The 12,633-nt window shown below is 67.5% G+C and carries 8 protein-coding genes; 4 read left to right on the forward strand and 4 right to left on the reverse strand.

Annotated features, from left to right (window positions below):
* Nucleotides 1–72 precede the first annotated feature (72 nt).
* Nucleotides 73–828 (forward strand): helix-turn-helix transcriptional regulator, encoded by a 756-nt coding sequence (locus ABZ004_RS23290; RefSeq protein WP_355682653.1) that lies wholly within the window; start codon nt 73–75, stop codon nt 826–828.
* 69 nt (nt 829–897) lie between these two features.
* On the opposite strand, the gene ABZ004_RS23295 is transcribed toward ABZ004_RS23290, so the two are convergent.
* The 3 genes from ABZ004_RS23295 to ABZ004_RS23305 all read right to left on the reverse strand — a co-directional run bounded on the left by ABZ004_RS23295 (nt 898) and on the right by ABZ004_RS23305 (nt 5,450).
* Nucleotides 898–3,900: a S8 family serine peptidase gene (locus ABZ004_RS23295; protein WP_355682654.1), complete on the reverse strand. Its 3,003-nt coding sequence runs from the start codon at nt 3,898–3,900 to the stop codon at nt 898–900.
* 411 nt (nt 3,901–4,311) lie between these two features.
* A complete protein-coding gene (locus ABZ004_RS23300; RefSeq protein WP_355682655.1) occupies nt 4,312–4,824 on the reverse strand; it encodes a hypothetical protein in 513 nt (170 codons plus the stop codon).
* 131 nt (nt 4,825–4,955) lie between these two features.
* Nucleotides 4,956–5,450, reverse strand: a complete 495-nt coding sequence (locus ABZ004_RS23305; protein ID WP_355682656.1) for a hypothetical protein — start codon at nt 5,448–5,450, stop codon at nt 4,956–4,958.
* Nucleotides 5,451–5,587: 137 nt separating this feature from the next.
* On the opposite strand from ABZ004_RS23305, the gene ABZ004_RS23310 reads away from it, so the two are divergent.
* Complete coding sequence (locus tag ABZ004_RS23310; RefSeq protein ID WP_355682658.1) at nt 5,588–8,965, forward strand: BTAD domain-containing putative transcriptional regulator; 3,378 nt, start codon at nt 5,588–5,590, stop codon at nt 8,963–8,965.
* Here the strand turns inward: ABZ004_RS23310 and ABZ004_RS23315 are convergent.
* The gene (locus tag ABZ004_RS23315) at nt 8,962–9,729 is read right to left on the reverse strand and encodes a class I SAM-dependent methyltransferase (RefSeq protein WP_355682660.1); all 768 of its coding nucleotides are present in this window, start codon (nt 9,727–9,729) and stop codon (nt 8,962–8,964) included. The two genes, ABZ004_RS23310 and ABZ004_RS23315, sit on opposite strands and share 4 nt — an antisense overlap.
* 87 nt (nt 9,730–9,816) lie before the next feature.
* Here ABZ004_RS23315 and ABZ004_RS23320 point away from each other — a divergent pair, with 87 nt between their 5' ends.
* Complete coding sequence (locus tag ABZ004_RS23320; protein WP_355682662.1) at nt 9,817–10,695, forward strand: alpha/beta hydrolase; 879 nt, start codon at nt 9,817–9,819, stop codon at nt 10,693–10,695.
* 129 nt (nt 10,696–10,824) lie between these two features.
* The gene (locus ABZ004_RS23325; protein ID WP_355682664.1) at nt 10,825–12,606 is read left to right on the forward strand and encodes a glycoside hydrolase family 18 protein; all 1,782 of its coding nucleotides are present in this window, start codon (nt 10,825–10,827) and stop codon (nt 12,604–12,606) included.
* Nucleotides 12,607–12,633 lie beyond the last annotated feature (27 nt).

A 12,633-nucleotide genomic window follows, 5' to 3' on the forward strand; every position in this document is an offset into this window, starting at 1 on the left:
GTTTAGTGTGGAGGCGGAAGATCCTGTGAGCATGGATGGGTTGGGTGGGCGGTGCGGGGCGAAGAGGAACAGTTGGCGGCGCCGTCTGCCAGTGACCCGCTGGACGAGCTGGATGCGCAACTTTCGAGGCTGCGTCGGGTTGCTGACGAGCTGCGTGGTTCTCGCGGCAAACCGGTGCTGACCGGGAACCAGGTCGAGCTGATCGAGGACGGTCCGACGCTGCTGCAGACCTACGAGGAGCTGCAGAAGAACGCGAAGCGCGAAGTACGGGTGCTTGACCGCCCGCCGTACGCGACGCCGCCGTCCAGCCAGCAGGCGCTGGAACTAGAGCGGTTGAGTGCGGGCGTCGGGTATCGGGCGATCTATGGCACGGAGGTGTTCGAGAGCGAGGACATCATGGGGGTGCTGCCGGAGCTGCAGTCGGCGGGGGAGCGGAGCCGGGTGCTCGCCCAGGTGCCGATGAAGATGGCGGTCGGCGACGACGACACCGTCTTGATCGGGCTGACCAAGCGGGCGCCGGCGGAGTCGCACCTGCTGATCCGGTCATCGGGTCTGCTGGACGGGCTGATCGCCACCTTCGAGATGCTGTGGGCGCTGGCGATTCCGATGCCGGGGTTGCCGTTCAGCGGTGAGTTCCCGGCGCTGCGGTCACCGGACCGGGACATCCTGCTCCTGCTGGCCGGCGGTGCGACCGACGACAAGATCAGCAGGCACCTGCGGATCAGTCCCCGGACGACCCAGCGCCGGGTCCGCGCGCTGATGGAAGCGCTCGGCGCGCAGACCCGGTTCCAAGCGGGCGTCCAAGCCGCCCGCCGCCGCTGGATCTAGAGGTATCCGGGCTCGCTCGCCGCGAACCCGGACCCCGCCCCAGCTAGCTGATCGCAACCACTGGACCTGCTAGTTGATTGTCACCACCGTTCCTGCTCGGTTCGGGAACTCGACGAAGCCAGTGGAGCGCTGGTTGGTCGGCAGACCGGACCAGGATGCGGTGACCTGGAAGGGCTTGCCTGCGGCGGGTGTGGTCGAGGGGGTGACCTTCAAGGCGTTGCCAGAGCTACCCGTCACGACGTTGGTCTGCATCGTGTACTGCGTGGTGTCCGCGCCGGGCGGGTTCGACAAGGTGATCGCCAGTACTCCCCAGACTCCAGGAGCCGGTGCCGCCACCGTTGCCGAGGCCTGGTTCGACCCGTCGCCCTCGAAGGACAGCAGCTGCATCTGACCATTGACCACCTTGTAGAGCACCATCCAGATGCTCCCGGCCGGGTCAACCGTCTTGATGTTCCACTGCACCGCCTTGGTGTCAGCAGTCACCGTTACCGGGTAGTTCGGCAAGTCAGCATCCGCTGCACCGGCCGGAACAGCACCAGGAACCAGCGGAGCCGAGACCACGCCGTACGACTTGATCGGGACACCTGCCTTGCCCGCGGTCACGTCGAACGACGCCTTGCCGGAGGCACCCGAGCCTGCGACAGCGGTCGGTGCAACGACGGACGTCGGTACGACGACGATCGGACTGCGGACCGACTTGCCTGCGCCCTGCCAGGTCAACCAGCCGCTGGTGGTCTCGTTGGACGGTGCTGTGTCCTGGGTGAGCTTGACGGTGAAGCTTCTCGTCTGACCCGCCTGCAGATTCAGGATGGACGGGGTGACGACGGCCTTCATGCCCGGCACAGACACCGTCGCCCGGTACAAGCCGGCAGTGATAGCGGTGACGCGGCGAGTGACGGTCTGCGTGCCGACTAGCTGGCCGACGGCGATCGACGGTGCGTTGTAGTTGCTCGGGTCGATGGCCGGTACGCCGGTGCCGGTGTTGACGCCGCTGCCTTCCAGGTAGCCGAGCCAGTCGGTGTCACCAGAGTCGTAGACCAGACCCGGGTCCAGCATGCGCGACGGCTGAACCTCACCGGCGCCGCGGGCGAACGGGTCGTTGTTGACGGCTCCAGTGGCTGTCTTGACGTCACTGGTGGTGGTCATCAGAGCGGACTTGACCATCATGGGAGTCCAGTCGGGGTGCTTCGACAGGTAGAGCGCTGCGAGTCCGGCGATGTGCGGAGCAGCCATGGAAGTGCCTGAGTAGAAGGCGAAGCTGTGCCCGTCGTTGGTCGGCGGAGCGACCGCAGCCAGCACGTTGACGCCAGGTGCGGCGATGTCCGGCTTCAACAGGTCACCGTGGCTGGACAGGGACGGACCGCGCGAGGAGAAGTCCGCCATCTGCGGGTACGGCGTGGTCTGGCTCGTCTGGTTGCCAGGAGTCAGTTCGGCGGTGGCGCCCGGCGTACCGGCGTACGCCTTGACTGACAGTGAGCCAGGAGTGTTCAGGTGCACGGTTGGCACAGAGTGGGAGTCGGCGACCATGTCCTGGTCGGTCAGGTTGAGCAGCACCATCGCGACTCCACCAGCGCGCTTGACCTCGGCCGACTTCGCTACTCGTGCGCCGACCCCGCGGTCACAGACCACGATGTGCCCGTCGACCTTGCTCGGGTCGAGCGTGTCGGGCAAACACTGCGAAGCGTCGTACGCCGTGACGGCGGCTGTCTTCGCGGCCTCACCGGTGACCAGCGGCTTGCTGCTCACCTTGGTGGCGATGCTGGTGCTCAGTCCGGCGTACTTCTCTCCGTTGCCCAGAGTCACTGTGCCCTCGTACGGCGCCACGGTGCTCGCGCCGACCGTGGTGACCCAGGGAGACGTGTTGTCGAGAGTGGACGGGTCCGGACCGGAGTTTCCGCCTGCTGCGGAGACGAAGATGCCGGCCGAGGCTGCGGAAAGGAAGGCGAGCTGAACCGGGTCGGTGTGCGCGGACTCGAAGATGGAGCCGACCGAATAGTTGATCACGTCGACACCGTCGGCGACGGCCTGGTCGATCGCGGCCAGGATGTCGGATGTGTAGCCACCGGAGCCGACGCCGTCCTTGCCTTCCCACAGTGCCTTGTAGACGGCGATCTTGGCGGCAGGAGCGACACCGGAGATGGTGCCGAAGTTGATGCCGCCTTCTGCGACGTCCACTCCGGCCTTGCCGGCCGCTGTGGTCGCAGTGTGTGTCCCGTGGCCTTCGCCGTCACGTGGTGAGGCGTAGTCGGCCCGAGCCTCGGGGGGCGTGGCTCCGAGCCAGGCGTCGCCGAAGTACTTGGCACTGATGAGCTTGGTGTTGCACAGGTCTGCAGTGAAGTCTTCACCAGCCTGGCAGGAACCAGTGAAGTCGCTGCCGTCTGCCTTGTGCATCACGATGGTGCTGCCGGACCGGAACGGACGGTACGGGTCCGCTGCGGTAGCAGGCGTGGTGCCCAGCTTCGGTCCGGAGAGTGAGGCGCTCTCCGGCCAGATGCCGGTGTCGACGACGCCGACCACGACACCCTTACCTGCTTGGGCATTGCCGCCCAGGGCAGACCACACACCGGTCTTGCCGGACAGCTTGAGGAAGTCGGTCGGCTTCTTGTCGTCCAGTGCGATGTGCAGCTGGTCGGGTGTCACCGCGACGACGCCTGGCGTCTTGCTGAGCTCGCTGACTTGCTGGCCGGACAAGGTCGCGGCGAAGGCGTTGATGGTGGTCGAGTAGTGGCGGGCCGGCTTGGCGCCTACTTTGGCGGCGATCTGGTCGTGCCGGTTGGTCAGGAAGGAGCGGTAGCTCTTCGCGTCGGAGCTGGTGGTGTTGACCTTCTTGCCCTTGGCCGGCTTCGTGGCCTTCAGCCCGGCCACGCCGCCTTGGTAGGTGGCGAGCGGCTTGTCGGCCAGCGTGACGACGTACCGGCCCGGGGCGAACTTGGGCAGCCGCATCGAGGTGGCCAGGTTGTCGGCTGGTGCTCCCGATGGCGCGGGAGCCGCGCTGCCGACCGAGGTGGCCAGCGCGGCGGTACTCAGGACGGCGGCCGCGATGAGCGCGGTCCGGCGACGCAGTTGGTTCACAGAGTTCCTCCAGTGGCGGTGAGGGATTGCCGGAAGCCTGCCAACCCACGCCGCCGCCCACACCGTTTTGGCTTCAACTAGCCACTGGCGGAAAACTGTCAGGTATGTCGGCGCTCCTGCTCAGCTGACGTCTACCGCCGTCACGCCGGCGGTGCGGTGCAACGGGACGGCGGTAGACGCAACCGGGGCAGCGCCGCGCCTGACGAACCCAGTTGAACGTGTCGTCGCAACGCTGCCTCCCGGCGCTGTGTCCCACCGACGCAGCGCCGTGTCCTGGCGGGTATTAACGCGGCCCGGACGCGCGGAACACGGTGAGTCGCCGACGCAGCCGACGATGCCCGCCGCCAGCGCCGGCATCAGCATCAGCAGAACCGGGAGCCAATCGGACAACGAAGGATTTTGAGACATGGTTCATTCCTTGGGTTTCGTCTGAAACAGGTGAAAGGTTCGGAGACCGGCGAGGTCGCTGCCGGGGCAGTGCTTCAACAGCCAGGGCCCGACGATCTTCTGGGCTGCGGCGAGCTGATCCATGTCGGCCTGGCTGAAATCGTCCGAGTCCGCCCGCGGCAGCAGATTCGCGACGACCTGCATCGAGGGCCTGATCTCGGCGGGCGCCTGGTCGGCGATCCCGCGGAGAGTCTTTTGCGCCGCGGCGATGGCCTCCGGGCTGTCGGCGTCCGGCCCATCGTCCTTGCCGTCGCCGTCGGTGGTGCCGGCGCCGCTCACGCTCTCGAGCACCTTGCAGTAGGGGTCGGCAGGACCGCTGCTCGGCGTCGGGTCGTCTGCGGGCGGCGTACTGGCACCGGCTGGATCGGGCGGCGTTTGGAGGTCGCTGCCGTCCGGCGGCGTGTTTGTCGGAGCGCTGTCCGGAGCCTTGACCGGCTGGGTTGCCGCCTGGTTCGGCGGGGCACCTGCCGAGCTCACGCCGTCCTTGCAAGCCGTTGCTGTCAGCAACAACCCGGCGAGGATCGATACAGCGACCAGCGGTTTGAGTCGGGGTGTTCATTCGGTTCCCCCAGTGGTTGGTTCACGCCCGGTTGAGCGTGAGGTGGTCGTCAGCAGTTCTTGTCGTGCCAGGCGTTGAGCTCGACCACGTCTTGTTTCACCGCGTCGGTGGAGACTTCGCCGGCGGCGTCGGGGTGCCGCAAGGCGATGACGATCGGCCCGGTGACCCCCTGGCCAGGGCGCTGGATCTCGGCCGGGATCTCCTGAACCCACTTGTTGATGCGGGCGGAGGTGCCTTGCCGGTCGCTGGGCGCCTTGCCCTGCTGGAGGTCTCCGGCCAGCTGCGTGATGAACTGCAGGTCGTCACAGACCTCTCCACCGCCACCGGAAGGAGCCGGCGTCGTGTCGGCCGGCGCACTCGGCGTCGTACCGGCGTCGTCGGGCGGGGTCTGGTCGGAGTCGCCGGCCGGGTCGGTGGCGCCGGTGGTCTGACTACCCTGCGGAGCGGGCGCGGAGGACGTCGATGAATCCTTGCAGCCGGTCAGGCCGCACGTCATGGCGGTGGCGGCGAGCAACACCGCAGTACCGGCGATCAAGCGGGACATGGTCGGAGGACCTTTCGTGGTGGGACGACTACTTCGCCCAAGGTCCCGCGACGCCGTTTCAGATCCGTTGCATTCCCATCTCCCGCCCACGGAGCGGCCCGCGGGGAGGTGATGCCGGCGGTGGTTACCATCGGTGGGTGCTGTCGTGCCGGGTGCTGGGGCCCATCGAGGTCGAGTTCGACGGAGAGCCCGTCGAGATCTCCGGAGCTGTCCCGCGGCGACTGCTGGCGGGGCTGACCACCAGCACCCGCCCGGTGCCCAACTCCGAACTGGCCGAGCTGGTCTGGCCGGGCGAGCCACCATCCGACCCCGCAGGAGCGTTGCGGGTGGTCGTGTCACGACTGCGGACCGCGCTCGGGCCGGCTGCCCGTGACCACCTTGTCCGGACCGGGCAGGGCTACCAACTCGTCGTACCGGTGGAAAATCTCGACCACCGCCGGTTCGTCACGCTGGTGACCGAGGCGGCCGCCGCTTTCAGCGCGGGAGAACCGGCGGTCGCCGTACGCCGGTATCAGTCGGGACTCGCGCTCTGGCGTGGGCATCCGTGGCCGGAGCTCGATGGGTCGCCCGCGATCGCCGGATTCCAGGCCCGCTTGGAAGAACTGCATGCCGTCGCGGTCGAGGAGTCCGCAGCCGCCCAGCTCGCGACCGGCGACAGTGCCTCAGTAGTCCCCGTACTACGGGAAGCCGTTGCTGCGGGCCCCTATCGCGAGAGGCGCCGCGAGTTGCTCGCCCTCGCGCTCTACCGCAGCGGTCGGCAGACCGATGCGCTGGCCGAACTGCGCGCCGTACGAGACCTGCTCGACACCGAACTAGGAGTGGAGCCAGGCCCGGTACTGCGTGACCTCGAGCGCCGGATGCTGCTCCACGATCCGACCCTGATGCCCGATCGGGAACCGGTCGCCGCGCCACCTCGCAGTGCGCCGGCGCAGCCTGGCTTCGTCGGCCGTTCCGCGGATCTCGAGGCGTTGACGGACCTGCTGCCGACCGGTGGTTTCGCGTTGATCACCGGCGAGCCCGGGATCGGCAAAAGCAGCCTGCTGGCCGAGTTGGCCCGGATCGCATGTGCCCACGGCCGGGACGTCGTGAGTGTCCGCACCGTCGAAGGGACCCAGCCGTTCTGGACCTGGCAGGAAGTGGTCCGGCAGTGGACGGCGGTTGCGGATCAGGAGACCCGGCGCCAGCTCATCGATCCCGACGGCGAGTTCGGCGCGGTCTTCAGGCCAGGCCGTTCGGCGGTCCAGTTGACCGCTGAACGGCGCTTCGCACTCTTCGACCGTTTCGACGAGCTACTGGCCGCGAGTGCTGCCACGCGTGGGCTGGTGATTCTCCTCGACGACCTGCAGTGGGCTGACAGTGCGTCGCTGGCCCTGCTCAGCCAGCTGGCCAAACGCAGACGATCGGCCGACGTACTGATCGTGGCCGCGGCCCGGTCGGCGGAGTTCCTGACGCGGTCCGGCGCGCCCGAACTCCAGGCGCTGATCAGCCGGCACGGCCGTCATCTCGCGCTCGACGGCTTGTCCGCGAGCGCCGTCGAGGAGTTGCTGACCGGACTGACCGACCAGCCGGTGGACTCCGGAATCGTTGCCTCGATCATCGACCGGACGGCCGGCAACCCGTTGTTCGTGACCGAGCTCGGGCGGCGGGTGCTGACCGGTGACGACGGCGTTCCCGAGGTGATCCGGGATGCGATCCGCCAGCATCTGCACTCGCTTCCGGCCGGCTGTCGGCGGACGCTGGCCGCATCGGCGGTGGTCGGCGGCGAGATCGACCTGGTCACCACCGGCGCCCTGATCGGACGGCCGGTGGCCCAGATCCTGGCCGATCTCGAGCAGGCGCTGGGGATCGGCGTCGTGACCAGGCAAGGGACAACCTTCGGCTTCCGGCACGACCTGCTCCGTGAGGTGCTGGCGGCGGATCTGCCGATGGTCGAGCGGGCCGCGCTGCATCTGCGGATCGCGGAGTACCGGGAGGCGACGACACCCCTCCAGGTCTCGGAGATCGCGCGGCATCGGCTGGCCGCGCTGCCACTGGGCCGGCCTGAGGAGGCTGCGGCCGCCGCTGAGGCGGCGGCGCTGGCAGCGACCGCCGGCATGGCCTGGGAGGACGCGGCCGAGCTGTACGAGCAGGCGATCGTGGTCGCGGCGGACAGTTGGCCGAGTGCGGATCGGAGCCGGCTCCTGCTCGGGGCCGGCCGGTCCTGGTATGTCAGCGGATTCTGGGAACGCGGGATCGATCGCTGCACGGACGCCGCCGAGCTGGCCCGTCGGGCCGGCGATGCCGAGGCGCTCGGCCGGGCCGCCCTGGCTCTGCCCGAGGCGCCGGACTTCCGCTGGATCCCGCTGGTGCGGACCTGGTGTGAGGCGGCGCTGGCGGGCCTGCCGCCGGAAGACAGTCCGTTGCGCGCGCAGTTGCTGGCTCAGCAGTCGTTGGCGGCGGTCTTCGACAACAACGAGGTCCGGATGGCCGCCCTGAGCGAGACCGCTCTCGAGATGGCCGAGCGGATCAAGGACGACGGCGCCCTGCGGATGGCGTACCGCGCCCGGCAGCTGGCCAGGTCCACTCCGGACGGCTGGGCAGACCGGCTGGACCTTGGGTCGAGGATGCGGGCGCTGGGGGAGCGCGCGGGTGACCTGGACGCCGTGGCGTGGGGCGGTCTGTGGTCCTTCGACGCGCTCGTCCAGATCGGCCGGAGTCTGGCAGCCGAGGAAGAACTCCGGCGGCTCGGGCCGGTGCTGGACCGGCTCGGCGACGACGGGATCGAGTGGAACGTGGCCAGGAGCCGCGCGGCGATGGTCATCGCCCGCGGCCGTTTCGCCGAGGGGCGCGAACTCTGGGAGGCGATCCGCCGCTCGGTGCATGCCGGTGAGCTGGCGTCGTCGACGATGTGGGTCCAGCACCCGGCTCAGGTCAGCACCCTGACCGGCGACGACTTCGACCTCGAGGCGGTGCTCCCGCCGAACCTGGACCACCCGCTTCGAGTGGCCTCCGTCTTCAGCCTGGTCGTTCCCTGGCTCGTCGCCCACGGGCGGATCGCGGACGCCGAGCAGTACTACCGTGAGCTGCCCGATCGTCGTGACATCCGGCTGCCGGTCTTCATCCGGATGTCGTTCGAAGCCCTTCGTGGCTGGGCTGCCGCCGAGTTCGGCGACGAAGACGGTGCCCGTCACGCCTACGCGGCGCTGGAGCCGAACGCCGAGCTGCATGTCTGCGCCGGAGCCGGGATCGGGACCATCCTGGGATCGACGCAGTACTACCTCGGTGTCACCGCGGCTGCCTGCGGGCAGACCGAGCAGGCCGTCCAGCACCTACGGGCAGCCGTCGAGTCCAACGAACGGGCCGGGTACGAGCCGCTGGCGGCACTGAGTCGCTGGCGACTTGCCCGCGCCTTGCTCGACCGGCAGTCGCCCGGCGACAGCGCCGAAGCCCGGCAGCTGGCGGACGTCGTACGGGCAACTGCCGAGCGACTCGGGATGGCTCCGTTGCTGGCCGACATGGCCACCCGGATGTCTTAGCGCGTGGCTTCTATCAAGACATAGTTCACGCTGAATTCCGGGCTCGCGTCCTCGAGCAGCGCGATCACCTCGGACCGGACCTCACCGAGTACACCGGCCTGCTCAAGCAATGGGCGGAAGGTCGCGCCGGCCGGATGCTGCACCACCCGGTTCTCCCAGTATTCGGCCGGTGAGCCGACCACCAGGGGCAACTCGTGCTGGGTTGCGGTGACCTTGAAGCCGTACGGCGTGAGTAGTCCGCCGAGTGCGTCTAGGTCGTGCCAGTGGAACTGCCCGGCCGCTGGGCTGCGGCCGGTCAGGCGCCTGATCGCCCTCATCGGTGCCGCGTTCAATCGATCGAGGAAGCCGCCTGGCTGCCAGGCGGTGAACAGCATCCGGCCGTCCGGAGCCAGCACGCGGGACAGTTCCTGGCCGGCCGCGTGGGCGTCCGGGGCAAAGATCAAGCCGAAGTTCGAGAGGAGAACCTCAACGGAACCGTCCGGCAGCGGGACGTCGGCGGCTGATCCCTCGCGGGTCGCAAGGCTGAGCCCGCGCTGATCAGCCGTCTTCTGGGCTGCAAGCCGCAGCCGCTCGGCCGGCTCTATCGCGATGACCTCGGCTCCTTGCCCGGCGGCGAGCAGTGCGACGTTTCCAGTGCCGCTCCCGAGATCGACGACTCGTTCACCTGCTCGCAATGTGGCAGCGGTCACCAGTTCCTGCGCGGCCGGCAGCAGATCGGCCGCCGTCCACTCGTACTCACCGAGACTCCAGTCGATCTGCGTCATGCCCGCTCCTTCTCCGTGGTGATGCCACTGAAGCTAGGCGCTCCGGGTTTCACAGCCGTATCAGATCCGTTGGGCTAGCGTGCGGGGATGGAGATCAATGGGGTGAATCTCTTCGTGGCGGAGTACGGAGCGGCGACTGCTCCGCCGCTGCTGTTCATCCACGGGCACGGTGGGGGCTACCACTACCAGCAGTTCCAGGCGGACTTGCTGGCGAAGAGGGTTCGGTTGATCGCGCCGGATCAGCGTGGCGTGCTGCGGTCGGATCCGGTGGGGCCGGGAGAGCGGCTCGATCTCGATCTGCTGCTGGAGGACTTCGAGGCGTTGCGTGAGCGGCTTGGGATCGGCAAATGGGCGATTCTCGGGCACTCGGCGGGTGGGAACTACGCGGTGGAGTACGCCGTACGGCATCCGGATTCGGTCAGTGCGGTGATCTTCGACTGTCCGTGCTGGGACTTCGACGCCAACGATCGTTTCCGGTTGCCGATATTCGCCAGGCTTTACGACGAGTTGGGCGATCACGAGAAAGCGGCGGAGTGCAGGGCGTTGGCAGTTCTTCCGCGCAGGCTGACCGCTGAAGACAAGACCTATGAGCTCGCCTGGGGGTTGGGCGCCAGGTTTCAGGATCTGTCCTTCCATGATCCCGCTAGGCGTGCCGAGTTCGAGCAGGTTGGACAGGAAGCAGGTTTCTCCGAGGAGATCTGGGCGAGGGGGATGAGTCATCTGGTGACGGTGGCGGAGCTCTACAACTCCAAGTTGGAGCGGTTGAAGGAGCTCAGCCAGCCCAGTCTGCTGATCGAGGGGATCGATGATCTGGCGACCGATCCCGTGTCGGTCGATGCCTATCGCAACAATGTGCCGGGTGGGCGGGTGGTCACCTTCGAGCGGTCGGGGCATTTTCCGCACTTCGAGGAGCCGATCCGGTACGCCGAACTGGTCGGCGCCTTCGTGAACGCGCACGCAGGCTGAACCCAGCACGTCCCGACGGCTGGGTGCGTCGGGTATCGGACAGGTCGGGAATCCGACCGGGTGATCCATTGACCAGGAGTTTCGGAACCTCTCTACTTAATGCACCCACCCCGCCCCGGAGGTCCGGCCATGCGTTCACGGTGTCTTGCCGCGCTCACCGCCTTGCTCGTCGTCCTCACAGGATTGGTGACCGGCGTGGCCACTGCGCAGGCCGCGAACCTGCTGGCCAACCCTGGCTTCGAGGCCGGCTCGCTGAGTGGCTGGACCTGTTCAGGCGGCTCGGTGATCAGTAGTCCGACCCACTCGGGCACTGGAGCGTTGAACGGAGCTGTGTCGGCCAGCGACTTCGCCCAGTGCAGCCAGACTGTCGCAGTACAAGCCAATACGGCATACACGCTGTCAGCCTGGGTGCGGGGTTCCTATGTCTACCTGGGCGTCACAGGCGGCTCCTCGACTTGGACGCCGTCAGCCTCCGGCTACACGCAACTGACGGTTGCCTTCACGACAGGAGCCAGCCAGACCTCGGCACAGGTCTACCTCCACGGGTGGTACGGCCAACCGGCGTACCAGGCTGATGACGTGAGCTTGGACGGCCCCGGTGGTACGCCGCCAACCGGTGGAGCTCCAGGTGTCCCCGGCGCCCCCTCTGTCACCAGTACTACGAACAGCGCGATCTCCCTGTCCTGGGGAGCTTCCAGTGGCACTGTGACGGGGTACCGGGTCTACGAAGGCTCCAGCGTCGTCAAGACAGCCACCGGTACTACGGCGACAGTCGACGGCCTCTCCACGTGCACCAGTCACAGCTACACGGTTGCCGCGTACAACAGCAATGGAGAGTCAGCTAAGTCCTCGGCAACAACCGGTACGACGAGTGGCTGTACTAGTACCGGTCTCGCAAAGCACGCCCTGATCGGCTACATGCATGCCAGCTTCGCCAACGGATCCGGATACGTCCGGATGGCCGACATCCCATCCGCCTGGAACATCATCAACCTCTCCTTCGGTGAGCCGACCTCGGTGACGTCCGGCGATATCCGATTCAACCGCTGCCCGGCGAACGAGTGCCCGAATGTGGAGAGCGACGCTGACTTCATCGCGGCGATCCGGACCAAGCAGGCGGCCGGGACGAAGGTGCTGATCTCGATCGGCGGCCAGAACGGACAGGTCCAGCTCACCACCGCCGCGGCCCGCGACTCCTTTGTGAGTTCGGTCAGCGCGATCATCGACCGGTACGGACTGGACGGGCTCGACATCGATTTCGAGGGCCATTCGCTCTACCTGGACGCCAACGACACCGACTTCCGCAACCCGACGACGCCGGTGATCGTGAACCTGATCTCGGCGCTGAAGACGCTGAAGGCGAAGTACGGATCGAGGTTCGTGCTGACGATGGCGCCGGAGACCTTCTTCGTCCAGATCGGCTACCAGTTCTACGGCTCCGGGACGAACGGCGGCGACAACCGGCGCGGTTCGTACCTGCCGGTGATTCACGCGCTCCGCGACTCGCTCACCGTGCTGCACGTCCAGGACTACAACTCGGGTCCCGTGATGGGGCTGGACAACCAGTACCACACGATGGGCGGCGCGGACTTCCACATTGCGATGACCGACATGATCAAGGCCGGCTTCCCGGTCGGCACCACCGGGCAGACCTTCCCGGGTCTGCGACAAGACCAGCTTGCGTTCGGCGTACCGGCAGCTAGTAGTGCCGGGAACGGCTACACCGCCCCTGCAGCCGTTCAGCAGGCGCTCGACTGCCTGGTCAAGGGTCAGAACTGTGCCGGCTACACGCTCCGGGGCGGTTCTTCGCCGGCGTTCCGCGGGTTGATGACGTGGTCGATCAACTGGGACAAGTACTACAACTGGGAGTTCCAGAACAGCCACGCGCCGTACCTCGCGGCCCTTCCGTAACAGCGGCGGTAACGCCCTTGGCTGAAC

It is taken from the genome of Kribbella sp. NPDC006257, from assembly GCF_040613535.1.
GTDB lineage: Bacteria > Actinomycetota > Actinomycetes > Propionibacteriales > Kribbellaceae > Kribbella.